General features: G+C 72.7%; 12 protein-coding genes, 4 tRNA genes and 1 pseudogene. 8 read left to right on the top strand and 9 right to left on the bottom strand.

What is annotated here, in order from left to right; genetic code table 11:
• The 3 genes and pseudogenes from ACWCPW_RS24035 to ACWCPW_RS24045 form a co-directional block, all read right to left on the bottom strand.
• Positions 1–259: pseudogene (locus ACWCPW_RS24035) on the bottom strand (acetyl-CoA acetyltransferase); the annotation flags it as partial.
• Between the two features lie 2 nt (positions 260–261).
• Positions 262–1,770 carry a hydroxymethylglutaryl-CoA synthase gene (locus ACWCPW_RS24040; protein WP_449763666.1) on the bottom strand — a complete coding sequence of 503 codons (1,509 nt, stop codon included), beginning with the start codon at positions 1,768–1,770 and terminating at the stop codon, positions 262–264.
• Between the two features lie 104 nt (positions 1,771–1,874).
• A complete protein-coding gene (locus ACWCPW_RS24045; protein WP_449763667.1) occupies positions 1,875–3,131 on the bottom strand; it encodes a CaiB/BaiF CoA transferase family protein in 1,257 nt (418 codons plus the stop codon).
• 344 nt (positions 3,132–3,475) lie between these two features.
• On the opposite strand from ACWCPW_RS24045, the gene ACWCPW_RS24050 reads away from it, so the two are divergent.
• From ACWCPW_RS24050 to ACWCPW_RS24060, 3 genes are all read left to right on the top strand, one after another.
• Positions 3,476–4,261 carry a hypothetical protein gene (locus tag ACWCPW_RS24050; protein ID WP_449763668.1) on the top strand — a complete coding sequence of 262 codons (786 nt, stop codon included), beginning with the start codon at positions 3,476–3,478 and terminating at the stop codon, positions 4,259–4,261.
• A 401-nt stretch (positions 4,262–4,662) separates the two neighbouring features.
• Positions 4,663–5,052: a MarR family winged helix-turn-helix transcriptional regulator gene (locus ACWCPW_RS24055; protein ID WP_449763669.1), complete on the top strand. Its 390-nt coding sequence runs from the start codon at positions 4,663–4,665 to the stop codon at positions 5,050–5,052.
• A complete protein-coding gene (locus ACWCPW_RS24060) occupies positions 5,049–7,004 on the top strand; it encodes an MDR family MFS transporter (protein ID WP_449763670.1) in 1,956 nt (651 codons plus the stop codon). Before ACWCPW_RS24055 ends, ACWCPW_RS24060 begins: the two co-directional genes overlap by 4 nt.
• Positions 7,005–7,276: 272 nt before the next feature.
• Here the strand turns inward: ACWCPW_RS24060 and ACWCPW_RS24065 are convergent, their stop codons facing one another.
• The gene (locus ACWCPW_RS24065; protein WP_449763671.1) at positions 7,277–8,809 is read right to left on the bottom strand and encodes an MFS transporter; all 1,533 of its coding nucleotides are present in this window, start codon (positions 8,807–8,809) and stop codon (positions 7,277–7,279) included.
• 104 nt (positions 8,810–8,913) lie between these two features.
• Between ACWCPW_RS24065 and ACWCPW_RS24070 the strand changes: the two genes are divergently transcribed.
• Complete coding sequence (locus ACWCPW_RS24070; protein WP_449763672.1) at positions 8,914–10,014, top strand: helix-turn-helix transcriptional regulator; 1,101 nt, start codon at positions 8,914–8,916, stop codon at positions 10,012–10,014.
• A gap of 57 nt (positions 10,015–10,071) precedes the next feature.
• On the opposite strand, the gene ACWCPW_RS24075 is transcribed toward ACWCPW_RS24070, so the two are convergent.
• The 5 genes from ACWCPW_RS24075 to ACWCPW_RS24095 form a co-directional block, all read right to left on the bottom strand.
• Positions 10,072–10,146, bottom strand: a tRNA-Val gene (locus ACWCPW_RS24075).
• A gap of 66 nt (positions 10,147–10,212) precedes the next feature.
• A tRNA-Val gene (locus ACWCPW_RS24080) sits at positions 10,213–10,284 on the bottom strand.
• A 37-nt stretch (positions 10,285–10,321) separates the two neighbouring features.
• Positions 10,322–10,395: transfer RNA gene (locus ACWCPW_RS24085), tRNA-Cys, on the bottom strand.
• A 49-nt stretch (positions 10,396–10,444) separates the two neighbouring features.
• Positions 10,445–10,517 (bottom strand) — tRNA-Gly (locus ACWCPW_RS24090).
• Between the two features lie 359 nt (positions 10,518–10,876).
• Entirely contained in the window at positions 10,877–13,021 is a 2,145-nt protein-coding gene (locus tag ACWCPW_RS24095) for a DUF4328 domain-containing protein (RefSeq protein WP_449763673.1), read from the bottom strand.
• Positions 13,022–13,360: 339 nt separating this feature from the next.
• Between ACWCPW_RS24095 and ACWCPW_RS24100 the strand changes: the two genes are divergently transcribed.
• The 4 genes from ACWCPW_RS24100 (at position 13,361) to ACWCPW_RS24115 (ending at position 16,857) form a co-directional block, all read left to right on the top strand.
• Positions 13,361–14,419 carry a chorismate-binding protein gene (locus ACWCPW_RS24100; protein ID WP_449763674.1) on the top strand — a complete coding sequence of 353 codons (1,059 nt, stop codon included), beginning with the start codon at positions 13,361–13,363 and terminating at the stop codon, positions 14,417–14,419.
• A 77-nt stretch (positions 14,420–14,496) separates the two neighbouring features.
• Entirely contained in the window at positions 14,497–15,321 is an 825-nt protein-coding gene (locus ACWCPW_RS24105; protein WP_449763675.1) for an aminotransferase class IV, read from the top strand.
• Positions 15,322–15,414: 93 nt separating this feature from the next.
• Entirely contained in the window at positions 15,415–16,143 is a 729-nt protein-coding gene (locus ACWCPW_RS24110; RefSeq protein WP_449763676.1) for a GNAT family N-acetyltransferase, read from the top strand.
• A gap of 216 nt (positions 16,144–16,359) precedes the next feature.
• Positions 16,360–16,857 (top strand): hypothetical protein, encoded by a 498-nt coding sequence (locus ACWCPW_RS24115; protein WP_449763677.1) that lies wholly within the window; start codon positions 16,360–16,362, stop codon positions 16,855–16,857.
• The last annotated feature ends 237 nt before the right edge of the window (positions 16,858–17,094 follow it).

Consider the following 17,094-nt stretch of genomic DNA (forward strand, 5'->3'; position numbering starts at 1 on the left):
TCGCGCACATGTTCTCCACGCGGGTGACCGGCTTGCCCTGCAGTTGCAGCGGCTTGGCCAGGGTCAGTCCGGACATGCCCGACTGCGCGGTGCCCAGCCAGTACGCGTCGACTTGCTCCCGCGCCACGCCGGCGTTCGCGAACGCCTCGGTGGTCGCCTCGATCAGCAGGTCGTCGGTGCCCTTGTCCCAGTGTTCGACGAAGGGGGTGCAACCCATCCCGATGATGGCGACGCGGTCCTTGATGCCGTGCGATCCCATGCCTATGCCTCCTCGGCGGCTCGGGCGGTCCGCACGGGGCGGGCCTTCCAGAAGTAGTTGTGGATGCCGTCGGCGGTGCCCAGCCGGCGGAAGGTCGGCTCGACCCGGTCGCCGATGGCCACCTCGGTCGCGTCCATGTCGGTCAGCTCGATCGGCAACCGGCCTCCCACCCGTCGCCCGCCACCGCCCTCGACGGAAGCCGCTTCGCCCCCCGCGGGGTCGTCGAAGTCCACGACCGCGAACACCACCGGCGGGCTGGGCGAGTAGGCCATCCGGTCCACGGTGAACGTCTTGACCGTGCCGAGCACGTCGGCGGTGGGCACCGGCTCCATGTCGTCCACGTTGCCACCGGTCATCGAGACCCGCTGCGGCGGCAGGTGCACGGCGCCGCTCTCGCGATCGCGCGAGCCGACGAAGCCGTACTTCCACTCCACCGAGCGCACGGCGGCCGAGGACGAGGTGCGGGCGGGCTCGGGCCGGCGCGGCGGTTCCACCGGGAGCAGCCCGCGCCACGCGAGGTACTTGCCGTACGGCAGCGGCGCGCCGCCGGCGACCTGCTCGGCGACCGTGCGGGTGGGCCGGTAGGTCGCGAGCGCGTCGGTGGTGCGGAACAGGAACACGTCGGCGCCGTCGGAGAGCACGACCAGCGCGACGACCGCGCCCGGCTCGGCGCGCTCCAGCGTCGCGCTCAGCAGCAGTCCCGGGTGCGCCGCGCCGGTGTTGCCCACGGTGCTCGCGAGGTCGTCGCCCAGGACGCCCTCGCGGACCCCGAGCCTGCGGCCCAGCCCGGCGACCGCGCGGCCGTGCAGCCCGGCGATCACCGCGTGGTCGACGTGGTCGGCGGTCAGACCGGTCGCCTTGAGCGCGTCGGTCCAGGCCTGGCGACCTGCGGCGAGGTAGTTGTTCTCGCCGAACTTCTCCTCCCACAACTTCGAGCGCACATCGCCCGGAGTGCGCCAGCGGTCGACGAACTCGGCGGTGGCGGACGCGCCGCCGAGGTACTCGGCCAGCACCGGGCCGTCGGCGGGCGAGCCGACCAGCAGCGCGGCCGCGCCGTCGCCGCCGGCCGCCTCGTCGCCGCTGCCGGGCAGGCCGACCCGGATGTCGGCGCCGACCACGAGCGAGCTGCCGGCGCCGTCCAGCGCGAGCCGGAGCAGACCGGCCGCCGAGCGCACCGAGCCGGTGGCGTCCATCGCGGGCACCGAGCCGTCCAGGCGCAGCGCGGCGTGCATCACGGTCGCGTTGGTGCGGTCCGCGTACGCGGGTGCCACCGTGGCGAACAGCAGCGCGCGCGGGCGGATCCCGGGCGTCGCGCGCAGCGTGTTGCGGGCGGCCTCGACGCCCAGCGTGGTGGTGTCCTCGTCGAAGGAGGCGACCGTGCGGGTGCCCTTGCCGCCGCCGGTGCCGGCCACGGCGGCGATGCTCTTGCGGTCGAGGCGCCGGTAGGGGAGATACGCCCCGTACCCGAGGATGCCGCGTCCCGTCGAAACTGCGGTTCCGTCAGTCGTCATTTCTCCGCTTCCGCCTCGTTCCACTTGGGGTTCGTCGCGTTGTCGCGTGGCCGCCCGCCGCTGCGGGCCGCCGTGCGGGATGGGTTGGGGGAGTGCGTGCTCGGCTACGGGGTCTCCAAGCCGATCGCGCCGTCGGCCGCGAGGCGGTCTATCTCCGCGCGGGACAGGCCCAGTTCGGCCCCGAGCACCTCGGCGGTGTGCTCGCCGACCCAGGGCACCCGGGTCTCGGGGCCCTCGGCGACCCGGGAGAGCTTGACCGGGTTGCCCGGCGACAGCACCGGCGCCGGGTCGCCGTCGGTGCGCTCCATCTCGACGATCATGTTGCGATTGCGCACGTGCTCGTCCTCGATCACGTCGCCGGGGTTGTAGACCGGACCGGACGCGACGCCCACCCCGCTCAGCGCCGCACACGCCTGCAGGCGGGACTTGTCCGCCGCCCATTCCTCGATGCCCGGGCGCAGGATGTCCTCGATGTGGTCGAACCACTCCTGCGGGCCGCTCAGCCGCGGATCGCTCTTCCACTCCGGCCTGCCGACCAGGTCGGCGAGCGCCTCGAACATGTGCGGGCGCGCGCACTGGATCAGGAAGTAGCCGTCGAAGGCCCGGAACGAGTGGTTGATCAGCGGCGCGAGGCCGGGGTCCTTCAACCCCATCGACCAGTAACTGATCCCCGCGTCGTTGAGCGCGACCATCGCGTCGAACATGGAGATGTCCACATACTGACCGACGCCGGTGGCGTCCCGATGGCGCAGCGCGGCCAGCACGCCGATCACCGCGAACAGCGCCGAGCCCGAATCGCCGAGCGCGCCGAGCGGGGAGACCACCGGCGCGGTGTTCGGGTCGCGCTTGAAGTCGTACAGCCCCGCCATGCCCTCGGCGACCGGGGCGTACGCGGGCCAGGACGCGTACGGCGACGCGGTGGTGTTGCCGAAGCCGGACACGGAGAGGTAGATCGCGCGCGGGTTGACGGCGGCGATGTCCTCGAAGCCCAGGCCCAGTCGGCCGGCCGTACCGGGCTTGAAGTTCTCGCAGACGATGTCCGCCTTCTCGGCCAGGCGCAGCACTATCTCGCGCCCCTCGGGGTGCTTGAGGTCGACCGTGACGCTGCGCTTGCCGAGGTTGTTGCGCAGGAAGGTGACGCCGACGCGGCGGCCGAGCGGGTCGGTCATCATCGGCAGCGCGGCGCGCCCGGACTCGCCGATGCCCGGCGACTCGATCTTGATGACCTCCGCGCCCAGGCGGGCGAGCATCTGCGTGGCGTAGGGGAGCGCCTGCATCTGTTCGATGGCAAGGACCCGGATCCCGTCGAGCGGCTTCCCGAAGCGTTGCAGGTCCGCGCCTGCCACCTCTCCCACGCGCATGGTCACTCACTCCCTGTTGTGCGGTCGTACGTGTGCCGCGCGGTCGACCGGCCGGCCGAGCCTGCTGCAGCCGTGATGCCCGGGACCCGGCAGGACACCCGTCGGGTACCTCGCACGAGCGCCCAATAGTCGCGAGACAGGCACCTCGTCACCATAGCTGACGGACAGTCAGATGAGCATGGGTCGAGTTCCGTGCCGCTCGTCACGCGGGCCGAGGGGTGGGGGTGGGGTGGATCGGGAGGACTTTCGCGGGCGGGGTCGGGGGCGTTCGGAGGGGTGATGGGCCGGTGGGTCATCGGCTTGTCGATTTTCCGGTGCGCCGACATGTCCATTACGGTGCGTGCATGACCGATGACGCAATGATTCGTGACGCGGAGGTGGCCGCTCGCGCCCTCCTTGACCGGCGCATCGAACTGATCCGCGAACTGGCCACGTCGGCGGCCGAGTTGGAACCGCTGCTCAAGGCCGCCGCCGAGGGCGAGCAGCGCGCGCTCAAGGCCTGGGCGGACGCGTTGGCGGGTGGCTGGACGCCGGAGGAGCTGCGCAAGTTGGGCTACCGCGAGCCGGACAAGCGCCCGGGGGCCAAGAAGGCCGGGCCCAAGCGGGCCGGCGGGGCCACCCCGGTGGCGGGGCGGGCGGACGGCGGCACGGGTGCGGGCGGGGCGGGCGCAAGCGCCGGCCCGGGTCGGCCGGGTGTGGACGAGGCGGCCGTGGACGGGGCGGCCGTGGACGAGGCGGATGCGGCGGGTGTGAGTCGTGGTGCGGCCGAGGCCGCCGATGCGGTCGACGGTGGCAACGCGGTCGATGGCGCTGGCCTCGCGGAGGCGGCCGCGGAGGGCGCGCCCGAGGGGTCGGTCGGCGCGGACGGTGGGCCGACGCCGGGCGTGAGCTCGGGCTCGGGTGTGGACCCGGGGGCCGCTCCGGGCGGGGCGGGCGCGCTCGACCCCTGCGTCGCGGTACGCCCCGCCGCGCCGCCAGCGCCGCAGTCCGGGCCGCGCCCGGCGCCGAAGGCGGGCGCGACACCGGCGGGCGGTCCCGGCGCTCAGCCGTCCGCGCCGGCCGCCGAAAGCATCGAGCGGTCGGCCGACCGGTCCGACGCGGCCCCCGCCGAGGCGGCCGGCGCCCGGTAGCACGTCCGCCGGGTGGGCCCCGTCCGGTCACCGCCGTCCCGATTGGGCGGCCCGTCGGCCGCCCGGCTTCGGAGGCGACGGGGCCGCGGCCGTCGAGCGGGGATGGTCGGTCCGACGGGACGTGCTTGCGAGATTCCCCGGGACGCGGCCCCGCCCGCGGAATCGGCAGGGCCTCGGCCGAGGAGGCGCGAATCGGGCGCGTTGGTGGAGAGCGCTATTGTTGGTTGAGCCATGCAGTTAACGCGTGGCGAGCGACAAGGGGGGCGGTCATCGATACCGCGACGACACCGTGTGACGAGCCGACAGCCGGCCGCGCACCCGACGAACTGGGACGCGAACTCGCGCGTCTCATGCGGCTCTCGGCCGCCGCCAAGGCGCGCAACCGCGCCGAAGGCGGCCCCGTGCCCGACGGGGGAGACCGGCTGCTGCTGGCCTACCTCGCCCTGGAGGGCCCCCGCCGGGTGACCGACCTGGCCGCGATGACCTACCTGGACGTGTCCACGGTCAGCCGGCAGATCGCGTCCCTGGTCCAACGCGGGCTGGTCGAACGCCGCCCGGACCCCAGCGACGGTCGCGGCACCCTGCTCGCGGTGACCGACGCCGGCAACCAGGCGTTCGAGATCTACCGCAGCCGCCGGCAGGCCGAACTGGACCGGGTCACCCGCGACTGGTCCGCCGAGGAGCGCCGAACGCTCGTGCGCCTCCTCGGCCGCTTCAACGACGATCTCGAACGCGACCAGGCACCCACGCGCGAGGCCGCGCCCGGTGCACCGGAAGGCACTACCGCATGACCGAGCCGCAACCGCAGTCCGGCCCGCAACAGGCCGTGAGCGAAGGCGCCCTGAGCCACCGTCAGATCATGACGATCCTGTACGGCCTGATGGCCGGCATGTTCCTGGCCGCGCTGGACCAGACGATCGTCTCGACCGCGATCCGGACCATCTCCGACGACCTGCACGGCCTCAGCCAACAGGCGTGGGCGACCACCGCGTACCTCATCACGTCGACGATCGCCACGCCGCTGTACGGCAAGCTGTCCGACCTGTACGGCCGCCGCCCGTTCTACCTCGCCGCCATCACGATCTTCGTGGTCGGCTCCGCGGCCTGCACGTTCTCCACGTCGATGTACGAACTCGCCGGCTTCCGCGCGTTGCAGGGCCTGGGCGCGGGCGGCCTGATGTCGCTCGCCTTCGCGATCATCGGCGACGTCGTGCCACCGCGCGAACGCGCCCGCTACCAGGGCTACTTCCTCGCCGTCTTCGGCACCTCCAGCGTGCTGGGCCCACTGGTCGGCGGGTTCTTCGCCGGACAGGGCGAGATCCTCGGCATCGCGGGCTGGCGCTGGGTGTTCCTGGTCAACGTGCCGGTCGGCGTGCTCGCCCTGCTGGTCGTCGCCAAGGTGCTGCACATCCCGCACACCCGCCGTCCGCACCGGATCGACTGGTTCGGCGCGATCACGCTGACCCTCGGCGTCGTGCCGCTGCTGATCGTCGCCGAACAGGGCCGCGAATGGGGCTGGGGCTCGGGCACCTCGATCGCCTGCTACCTGATCGGCGGCATCGGCGTGGTCACCTGGATCCTGGTCGAGCGCCGGATGGGCGAGGACGCGCTGATCCCGATGCGCCTGTTCGCCGACCGGATCTTCAGCCTCGCGTCGCTGATCGGCGTGATCTTCGGGATGGCCATGTTCGGCGGGTTCATGCTGATCCCGCAGTACTTCCAGATCGTCAAGGGCGCCGGCCCCACCGAAGCCGGCCTGCTGATGATCCCGGTGATGGCCGGGATGATGGGCTCGTCCATCCTGTCCGGCCAGATCACCTCCAAGACCGGCCGGTACAAGATCTTCCCGATCCTGGGCACCGGCATCGCGGCGATCGCGATGGCGCTGTTCGCGCTGTACGTCGACACCGAGACGTCGCTGGTGACCACGAGCCTGTTCATGGTCCTGCTCGGCATCGGCCTCGGCCAGTGCATGCAGACGCTGATCCTGGTGGTGCAGAACGCGGTCCCGGCCCGGGACATGGGCGTGGCCACCTCGGCCGCGACCTTCTTCCGGCAGATGGGCGCCACCGCCGGTACCGCGGTGTTCCTGTCGGTGCTGTTCAGCAACGTCTCCGGCGAGATCGCCAAGGCGTTCACCAAAGACGCCCGTACGCCCGCGTTCCAGGCCGCGCTGGCCGATCCCTCGGTGCTCGCCGACCCGGCCAACGGGCCGGTGATCGAGATGGTCCGCAATCCGAACCCCGGCGGCGCGCAGGGTTCCGGCGTGCTCAGCGACTCGTCCTTCATCCAGCACCTGGACCCGCGCCTGGCCGCGCCGTTCAAGGAGGGCTTCTCCGAGGCGATGCAGTTGGTGTTCCTGATCGCCGCGTGCGTCATGGCGGTCGCGTTCGTCCTGGTCTTCTTCATCAAGGAGGTGCCGCTGCGCACGATGTCCGGCCTTCAGGCGAAGGCCGCGGCGGAGGCGGAGGAACTCGCCGACGCGCGGGCGTCGGCGGCGGCATCCGTCGGGCCCGACCGGGACGGCGAGTTCCTGCAGCGGGCCGGCGCCGGGTCGGGAGCGGGTGCGCGCGCGGGATCCGAGGTGGGTTCGAGTGTGGCCGCGGGAGCGGATCCGGGCTCGTCCGGCTCGGGAACCGGCACCGGCACCGGAGGCGGAGCCGGATCGGGTGCGCGGTCGAGCCGTTCGCCGGAGCAGGACGCACGGCGCGCGGCCGGCCGCCGTTGGCCCGAACGGGACTGACCTCGCGGAGCCGAACCACCCGCTCGAACCGACGCGAGGGGCTCCATCCGATGCGAGGGCCCCACCCGACGCGCGGTCTTCGGAGCGACCCGCGAAAGCGTGCGCCCGCGCCGGCCGAACGGGCCCGACCGCCCGGCCGGGGGCCCGACCGCCCGGCCGGCGCGGGCGCACCCGTGTGTGCGCGTGTCCGGGATCGGCCGGGCGGGCGCCCCGGCGCCGAGGACGCGTCACACCGCGCCGTCGGCCCGGCCGTCCGCCCGGCCTCCCACCGATCAGGCGACCCGCGCCGCCCGACTCCGCGCGACCACGCGCCACGCCCACACCGCCGCGCACAGGTTCACCGCGGCCAGCGCCACGAACGTCACCACCGCCGCGTGCGCCGAGGCATGGGCACCCACGCCCGTCGCGGACAGGAACGTGGTGCCGTACGTGGCCACCCCCAACACCGCGCCGACCTGCATGAGCGTGACCAGTACGCCGCTCGCGTCGCCCGCGTGTTCGGCCCGGACCCGGCCGAGCGCGCTCGCCATCAGTGGCCCGATCACCGCGCCCTGCCCCAGGCCCATCCCGGCCAGCCCGACCGCCAGCGCGAAGCCGCCCTCGCGGCCCCCGTGCACGGCGGCCGCCATGCCGACGTACGAGACCGACACCAGCGCGAAGCCCAGATAGCCGACATGCGCCCGAATCCGCTCGGGCAGCCGCCCCCACCACAAGCCCGAGACCGCGAACCCGATCGCGCACGGCACATAGGTCAAGCCCGCCCGCAGCGGACTGTCACCGAGACCGGATTGCAGGTGCAGCGCGAGCGTGAACAGGAACCCGTTATAGCTGCCGACCGCGATCAACAGCGCGATCCCGCCGGACAGCAGCCCGGGGGAGCGCAGCACCGCACCGGGCACCAACGGCGACCCGCCGCGCGCCGCCACCGCCCGTTCGACCAGCGCGAACAGGCCCAACCCGGCGACCCCGGCCGCGAGCAACACCCACCCCCACACCGGCCAACCCTGCTCGTGCCCCATCACCAGCGGCACCACCACCGCGAGCATCGCCGGCGCGAGCACCAGCACGCCCGGCACGTCCAACCGACTCCAGCCCGTCCGCTCGGCGGGATCGGGACGGTCCCCGCCCAGCGCCCGCCATCCGACCACCAGCAACAGCACGCCGATCGGCACGTTGACCAGGAACACCGGCCGCCAGCCGGTGCCCAGCAGATCCGCGCTGACCAGCACTCCGCCGAGGATCTGCCCGACGACCGCGCCGCCGGCGATCGCGGTCTGGTACAGCCCCATCGCCGCGGTCCGCCGCCGTCCCTCGAACCGCCGCTGGATCAGCGTCAACACCTGCGGCACCAGCAACGCGGCGCCCGCGCCCTGAAGACAGCGGAACGCCACCAACTCGCCCGTCGAAGTGGCCAGTCCACACGCCAACGACGCGAGCGTGAACAGCCCGAGCCCACCCAGGTAGGCCCGGCCGTACCCGAAGATCGCTCCCAGCCGCGATCCGGTGATCAGCAACATCGCGTACGCGATCGTGTAGCCGGCAATCATCCACTGCAATCCGGCCCCCGAGGCGTGCAGGTCCGAACGCGTCACCGGGGCCGCGACGTTGACGATCGACGCGTCCAGGACCGCCATGAACTGCCCGGCCACCAGCACCACCAGCAACACCGTGCTCGCGGCCCGGTGCCGGACCCCGCCTCCCTCTCCCTCCGCCTTCTCGCTCGTGCCCCCGAGAGCGGTGGTCGCCCGCTCCACGTCCCCCTCGTGTCGGGCGTCGCTGCCCGACCGCAGATTCGTATCGGTCATGGCGACGACTGTGGTCGGTCGCGAATACCCGCACCAGTAGCCTGGTTATCCAGGTATAACCAGGCACCTGGCAATCGACTCCGACCCGAGCGGAGGATGGGCGAATGACCGCCGGCCCACATCTCGACGCCTTCCCCGAACACCACCTCCGGGAACGGGACGACTCCGACCGGGACGCCTCGGCACAGAGCCGGGGCGCCCCGGAGGAGAGCCCGGGCGCTCCGGCAGCGAACCCGGACGCCCCGGTAGAGAGCCACAACGTCCCGCGAGGTCCCGCCACCGATCGGGTCTTTCCGCCCCGCCCGGCCGAGCCCGACCGGACCACACCGCAGTACGTCCGACCCGCCCGCGCCGCGTCGCGCGCCGAGCTCGGCGCGTTCCTGCGCAGCCGGCGGGAGCGGATCACCCCGGACCAGGTCGGCCTGCCCGTCGGCCGCCGGCGCCGCACACCCGGCCTGCGCCGCGAGGAGGTCGCGCAGCTCTCCGGCGTGGGCGTCACCTGGTACACCTGGCTCGAACAAGGCCGTCCGATCAACGTCAGCGCGCAGGTGATCTCCGGCATCGCCCGCACGCTGCGCCTGGACGGCGTCGAGGTGGAGCACGTCAAGCGGTTGGCCTGCGTACCGAGCACGGCGACGCTGCGCGCCGAGGACGAGGTGGACGCGGACACCCAGGCCCTGCTCGACGACTTCGCGACGCTGCCCGCGGTCGTGCTGAACGGACGCTACGACGTGCTCGCCTTCAACGAGCTGTTCGCGAAGGTCTTCCCGGCCCTGGTGGCTACTCCGCGAGTTCGGCGCAACATGATCTGGGAACTGTTCACCCGGCCCGAGTGCTGCAACCCGTTCCACGAGTGGAACCGGGAGTGCCAGGGCGTGGTCGGCGTCCTGCGCGGCACCTACGCCCGCAACGTCGGCGATCCGGTCTGGACCGCGTTCATCGACGAACTGATCGAGGCCAGCCCCGAGTTCGCCAAGGCCTGGGCCGCCCACCCGATCTCGCTTACCCGCACCCGGGTCAAGCTCTTCCGAAACCTGGACGTCGGTGTGCTGCATGTACGCGCGATCTCGTCGGAGCTGACCGCGTTCCCGGGGCAGCGGCTGAACGTCTACGTGCCGCAGGACGAGGAGTCGCGCGCCACGCTGGCCCGCCTCGCCGCGCCCGACTTCGTACCCAGCCCGCCGCATGCGCACCCGGAGTCGTGATCGCACACCAACGCCGAAGGGCCGGAAGATCGAGATCTTCCGGCCCTTCGATACTGCTGGTGCGCGATACTGGGATTGAACCAGTGACCTCTTCCGTGTCAGGGAAGCGCTCTCCCGCTGAGCTAATCGCGCGGGGGTACTGCGTACCGCGTACTGCGGGTGAACCGTCGTGCGTGGTACGTGTTCGGTTGTGCGGCGTGCGCGATACTGGGATTGAACCAGTGACCTCTTCCGTGTCAGGGAAGCGCTCTCCCGCTGAGCTAATCGCGCGGGAAGTTCACCCTCGGCACGAAGCCTCGGGGTCTCTTGGAGGTGGAGACGGGATTTGAACCCGTGTAGACGGCTTTGCAGGCCGTTGCCTCGCCTCTCGGCCACTCCACCAAGTGAAGGAACCATAGTGGTTGCCCACCACATTCCTCTACTTCTTCCGAGCGGACGACGAGATTCGAACTCGCGACCCTCACCTTGGCAAGGTGATGCTCTACCAACTGAGCCACGTCCGCCTGTCGGCCCGAGCCGCGTTTCCGCGTCCCGGCGACGTTGAGAACTTTAGCGGATCCGAGGGCCATCACAAAAACCGATTCCCCGCCGACCCCGCCGCGCGACCCGCGCAACCTGCGAAAACGACCGGGGCCGGCCCGAACCACCAGGGTTCGAACCGGCCTTCGGCGCGTGTTCGGGCAGGCCGTCGAGGGCTGCCGGGGTGCTCCCGGACATCTCCTCGACGGTCTCCCGATGTTCTTCCGATGATCTCCGACGGGTTCTTGACGGGCACTCGACGGGTTGTCGACCCTTCGCGACGGCTTCGCGACGGCTTCGCGACGGCTTCGCGACGGGCGGGCCCGCGACAGGTGTGCTCGGGTCAGCCGCGGCGCTCGCCGGAGGGGGCCGGTTCGGCTGCGGCGTCCACGGTCTCCCGGGAGTTCTCGGAGTTCACGGTGTTCTCGGTGTCGTCGGTCGGTGCCGCCGGGGGCACGTCCTGGGCGCGGTCGGCCTGGGCCGGTGTCCGGGCGGGCACCTGGGGGAGTTCGGCGGTCGGAGCGGCGGGCGGGACCCGGTCGGCTTCGACCCGGTCGTCGGCGGCGTCCGGTGTGGAGTCGGCGACGGACGGTGCGGCCGACGCGGCCTCGGCGACGGGTTCGGCTCGGGCTTCGCCCGGGGGTTCGTCGCCGTCGGCAGCGGCTGCGGCTTCCGCGGACGCGGCCGGCTCGGCCTCGGGCCGCGCCGGGGCTTGCGCTCCGGTCTCCGCCTCGCTCTCGGCCTCGTCCGCGGTGTTCTCGGTCCCACCCGCGGCCTCGGCCCCGGCTTCGCCCTCGCCCGCGGCAGCGGGGACGCCCGCACCCTCGGCGGCGGCTACGGAGACGGCCTCCTCGGCGGCCTCGGCCGACTTGGTCAGGGACACCGGTTCCTCCGGCGCGGCGACGGGCGGTGCCTCGACCGGCACCCCCATCCCAGCCGTCGGCGCCGCGGCGGGCCGGGGCGGCGGCATGCGCTTGACGGCCGCGGCCGGTGGTACGCCGTCGACCGGCAGGATCGTCGTCGCGTCGGCCGAAGCCGGAGCATCGGCCGAAACCGGGGCATCGGCCGAAACCGGAGCGTCGAACGAGACCGCAGCCTCGGGAGTGACCGGCACGACCGGAGCAACCAGGGTTTCCGAGGCGGCGGGTGCGGCGGCGCCCGGAGTAACCGGCACGACCGGAGCAACCAGGGTTTCCGAGGCGGCGGGTGCGGCGGCGCCCGGAGCGACCGGTACGACCGGAGCAACCAGGGTTTCCGAGGCGGCGGGTGCGGCGGCGCCCGGAGTCGTCGCCGGAGCCTCCGGACCCGGGGCCGGCACCTGCGGCGCCTGCGGTACGGGCGGAGCGCCCGTCATCCCGGGAGCCGGCGGCACCGGCGGCGCGAAGTACCGGCCGGCCGGCGCCTGCGCCGGATAGGCCGCCCACGGCGTGGGCGCACCGGTCGGGAACCCGGCCGTCATCCCGGGCATCCCCGGCATGCCGCTCGGAACGCCACCGGGGGTCAGACCCGACGCGAAGGCCAGCGCCTCACGCTCGTGCTGGAAGGTGGTGATCCTCCGAACCACGAAGATCGCCGCGACCGCGGCCAGGACCAGCAGGAGGTCCGCGACGCCGGACAGGATGTCGATGGTGCGCAGCCGGTCGGCGTCGGACAGCTCGATGTCCTCGTCGAGCGGGTACGACAGCCGGCTCGCGAAGAACAGCACACCGGACGACACCAACAACACCCACCACGCCCACAGCAGCGGCAGGCGGCCGGGGGTCCGGCCGCCGCGCTCGGCCGTCCGCGGGTCGCTCGCGCGCCACACGTCGTGCAGGATCAGCTTGGGAAACCACAGGCTGACCACCGGCACCAGCCAGCCGCCGATCGCCCAGCCGGTGGACAGGTGCTGCTTCGAGGGGCCGAACAGGTCCACGTTGGCGCGGGCCCGGTACATCCAGATGATGAAGAGCACCGCGGTCGCGATCATCGACAACACGAGGAACGTGGTCGCCGCGGCCACGAGCGAGTCCGAGTCCTCGGCCTTCGTCCGTAGCGCGTCCGTCATACCGAGCTCACCGGCGTCGGCGATCTGCCGCAGGACGTCCGCGCGATGAAGGAACGCCGCCGCGCACAGCCCGGCGAACACCGCCGACAGCGGCAGCAGGATGTACAACGTCAAGGCGAGGCCGCGCAACGCGCGAAACGGCTGCGGCAGCCAGCCGGAGTACGGCGAGACGGGATACGCCCCCGGCATGCCGTAGGGGGCCTGCGGCGCGAACTGTCCGGGCGCGTGCGGATAGACACCGGGGTACACGCCGGTCGGAGCGGGAGCGGGCGCGGCGTACGGATCCAGTGGGGTGGGCGCCGCGGGAGCCGCGGCGGGCCCGGTGCCCACGAGGGCCGGCCCGGCGCCGGGCTGTTGCGACGCGGCAGCGGCCGGGACGGCGCCGCAGTACGAACAGCGGTCGGCCCGCGTAGACCAGGTGTCGCAGGCGGAACAGTGCACGGATGAACGTCCTTCGATCGCGTGGTGCTGTGGAGACTTCGACGGGTCGGGGCGAACCGACCGGGGAGGTGCGGTCGCCGGACTCGGGGCTGCCGGGTTCCTACCCACCGTGCCGCATCATGCCGTGCCCGACCGGCACGCGGGAACGCGGAATCGTTTCGGGGCAGTTCCGGCCGCGTCCGGCGCGGGCGCGCGAACCCGCTCGGTCCGCCGCGCTCGGGCGGCTCGGGGCGTCGGGACGGCCCGCCGCGGGCGTCGGGAAGGCCTTCTACAATGGACGATCTGATCCGCGCGCCGATCCGCCACAGGTGCCGCGGTCGCGACCCCCGGAACGAACCAGTGAGTCAGCCACCCCCTCTCGCCCACCTCGGCGGGCGCTTGGCCACCGGCCTGCGTGATGTCACGCGGGACCCGGCCGCGCTGGATTCGCACGGGTTCTGGGCCGTCGTCGCCGACTTCGAGGGCGACCTGCTGTGCGCACGCTTCGACGACGTACGTACGGCCCCGCTGCCGCCCGCGCCGTGGATCGGCCCGCCCGCCCACGCGTGGACCGACTCGCTCGGCGCCGAGGCGTACCGCGCCGGGGTGCGCCGGATTCGCGAGTACATCGCCGCGGGCGACGTCTACCAGGTCAACCTGTGTCGCCTGCTCGGCGCGCCGCTGCCCGAGGGCGCCGACATCGTCGGCCTCGCCGGCCTGCTCGCGCGCGGCAACCCCGCCCCGTACGCGGGAGTGATCCGGCTGCCCGAGCACGACGTGCACGTCGCGTGCGCGTCTCCCGAGCTCTACCTGCACCGGGCCGGCGACCGGGTCTGGTCCGGCCCGATCAAGGGCACCGGCCGGACCGAGGCAGACCTGCTGCCCAAGGACTACGCCGAGAACGTGATGATCGTGGACCTGGTCCGCAACGACCTCGGTCGGGCGAGCGCGATCGGCTCGGTCACCGTGCCCGACCTGTGCGTGGTCGAGAAGCACCCGGGCCTGGTCCACCTCGTCTCCACCGTCGCGGGCACGTTGGCCCCGGGGGTGGGCTGGCCGGAGCTGTTCGCCGCGACCTTCCCGCCCGGTTCGGTCAGCGGCGCGCCCAAGAGCAGCGCGCTGCGGATCATCGAGGAACTCGAACCGGTTCCACGCGGCCCGTACTGCGGCGCGATCGGCTGGGTCGACGCGGATCGCCGCGAGGGCTCGCTCGCGGTGGGCATACGCAGCTTCTTCGTCCGGGACGGCCGACTGCACTTCGGCACGGGCGCGGGCATCACGTACGACTCGGACCCGCAGCGCGAGTGGGACGAGACCGAGCTCAAGGCCCGCAACCTGCTCGCGGTGGCGGCGCGGCATCACTCTCCCGGGGCGCGGGACCACGTTCCCGGGTGCGAGGACCCGCCGGGGCCGGAGTAGCACCCGTACGACCCGTACCCGTACGACATGAACGATGTGCACGATGTGCACGGCCCGCGCGACGCCTCGGAGGGCGCATGAGCAGGATTTGGCTGAACGATCGCCTCGTCGACGACGAGCACGCGGTGGTTCGGGTGGACGACCACGGCCTGACCGTGGGCGACGGCGTCTTCGAGACGATGAAGGCGAGCGGAGGGCAGGCCTTCGCGATCACCCGGCACCTGGACCGGCTGGCCCGCTCCGCGCGCGGCCTCGGGCTGCCCGCGCCGGACCCGGACCTGATCCGCCGTGCGTGTGCCGAGGTGCTGGCGGCCAACCCGCTGCCGGGGATCAGCCGACTGCGCATCACCTACACGGGCGGCCGGTCGCCGCTGGGCTCCGAGCGCGGCGACGCCGGGCCGACCCTGGTGGTGGCCCTGGCCGCGGCCAAGACCCGCGGCAAGACCACGGCCGTGGTCACCGTCCCGTGGACGCGCAACGAGCACGCGCCGACCACCGGGCTCAAGACCACGAGCTACGCCGACAACGTGGTGATGCTCGCGTACGCCGCCGAACGCGGCGCGAGCGAGGCGCTGTTCGCGAACACGGCGGGCAACCTGTGCGAGGGCACCGGTTCGAACGTGTTCGCCGTACTCGACGGCCGCGTGGTCACCCCGCCGCTGTCGGCCGGCTGCCTGGCCGGCGTGTCGCGCGCGTTGGTGCTGGAGTGGGTCGGGGCCGAGGAGATCGACGTACCGCTGGCCGTCCTCGCCGATGCCGAGGAGGTGTTCCTGACCTCGTCGCTGCGCGACATCCAGGCCGTGCACCGGATCGACGAGCACACCCCGGCCGCCCCCGGACCGCTCACCCGCAAGGCCATGGACATCTTCGCGGCCCGCGCCGCCGCCGACATCGACCCGTGATCACCCCGCGCGGCCCGGCCAGGTTGGCCGGGCCCGCGTGCGGGCAGCACTGCCGGTAACGGGGCGCTGCGCCCGGGAAGGCGGGGGCACCCGATGACGACCACTTTGCGACCGGCCGGACCCGGCCGTGACGGCGTGTACTCGATCTGTGCCAACGGCCGATCCGTCGGCGGCGTGCACCTGACCCCACTGGGCCCGTGGGGCGTCGGCACCGGATGGATCCTGCACATCCAGGTGCTGCCGTCCCGCCGTCGCCGCGGCCACGCGTGCGTCGCGATGCTCGCGGCCGAGGAGATCATGCGCGGCCGGCGGTGCACCCGGATGGCGGCGGCCGTCCCCGAGGGCAACCGGGCGGCGACCGGCCTCGTGCAGGCGTTGGGTTACGCCCCCGACAGCCGCCGACTCGCGGCCGGCGTACGCGCCACCGGCCTCCCAGCCGGTGTGCGGATGATGGACACCGACGAACGCGAGGCGTGGTGCGCCGCGGAACTGCACCGGTACGCGGCGAGCCTGCGCGCGGCGGGCTGGGCCGGCCCCGCCGCGCAGGCCCGGGCGCAGGCTCGGCTGGACCACCCCACCGCGCCCGCGCCGTACACACTGGGCGACGGCGCGGCCGTGTGGGTAGCGCACGGCGTCATCCTGGCGCTGACGGCGCCGAACCCGGAGGCCACCGCGACGCTGCTCCGCGCGGCCGGCCACGTGACGGCGAGCCAGGGCCTGCACGAGATGGCCATCGACCTCTCCGACGACACCCACACGAAGGCCTGCACGGCGGCGGGATTCGCACCGCGCACGCGTTATTGGGGGAAACCCATCCTGTGAGGGTGGGGTACATCCCTGATCCTGGGTCTACTCCACGGGGAGGAGATGGATCGGTTGGTGTCCTCCCCGAGTACTGAACCGACCGCCGATCGTGGCGTCCGGGGGCGGAGGCGGCGACGATGGTGGGAGGACCGATGCTTCGAGGCTTCGAACGCCCGGAAAGTCCACAGTCGTGAACGAAGCTGCGAACAAGCTGCGAACGAGGAGGCCGAGCGCATGTCCGGCGCAGATGTGGTGACCGGCGCCTTGTGCATGGCGCTGACGGGTCTCGGCCTGGTCATCGCGGTACAGAAGGCTCGTCAACGACGTTTCCTGACAGCGACGCGGTGGACCGCCGCGGCGCTGTTCCCGATCGGCCTGTACCTGACCGGCCTGGCCACGTTGAGCCGCCGGGTGGGCAGCGCGGCCGCCGACTGGGCGACCGACCTCGCCTTCGGGATCAAGGCGTGGGGCGGCGTCGCGATCCTCGCGTTCGCCGTGATGCTGCTGCTGATCGCCCGGATGATCGGTGGTCGAAAGAACCCGGATTCGACCGGTGCGGGCGCTTCTTCGGATCTGTCCGCGCTCACCGGTGGGACCGGCGCGGGCGGCGCCCTGCCCCGTAGCCAACAGCCCAAGCCCGCCGCCGCCCCACGCTCGCGGCGCGCGGCGCGTGGCGCGGTCGACGACGAGTTCGCGGAGATCGAGGAACTGTTGCGCAAGCGCGGGATCTGAAGTCGGGGAATCCCGATTTGCGGATTACCGCCGGTTGGCGCGGGTTACCGGAAGGGCCGGGAAACACGCGCTGTGCACAACAGGCCACGCCCTGGGGTGGTGAATGTGAACGCATTCCCGCGCGTTGTCGTCGACCGATGCCGATGCCGGAAAATGTGTTCGACTGCGCGCTTTCTTTGCGCCATGTGCGGATCGTGTACGTATTCGGACCGACCGATCGCTCGGTGTGTTCGATCC

The organism is Embleya sp. NPDC001921, assembly GCF_053594475.1.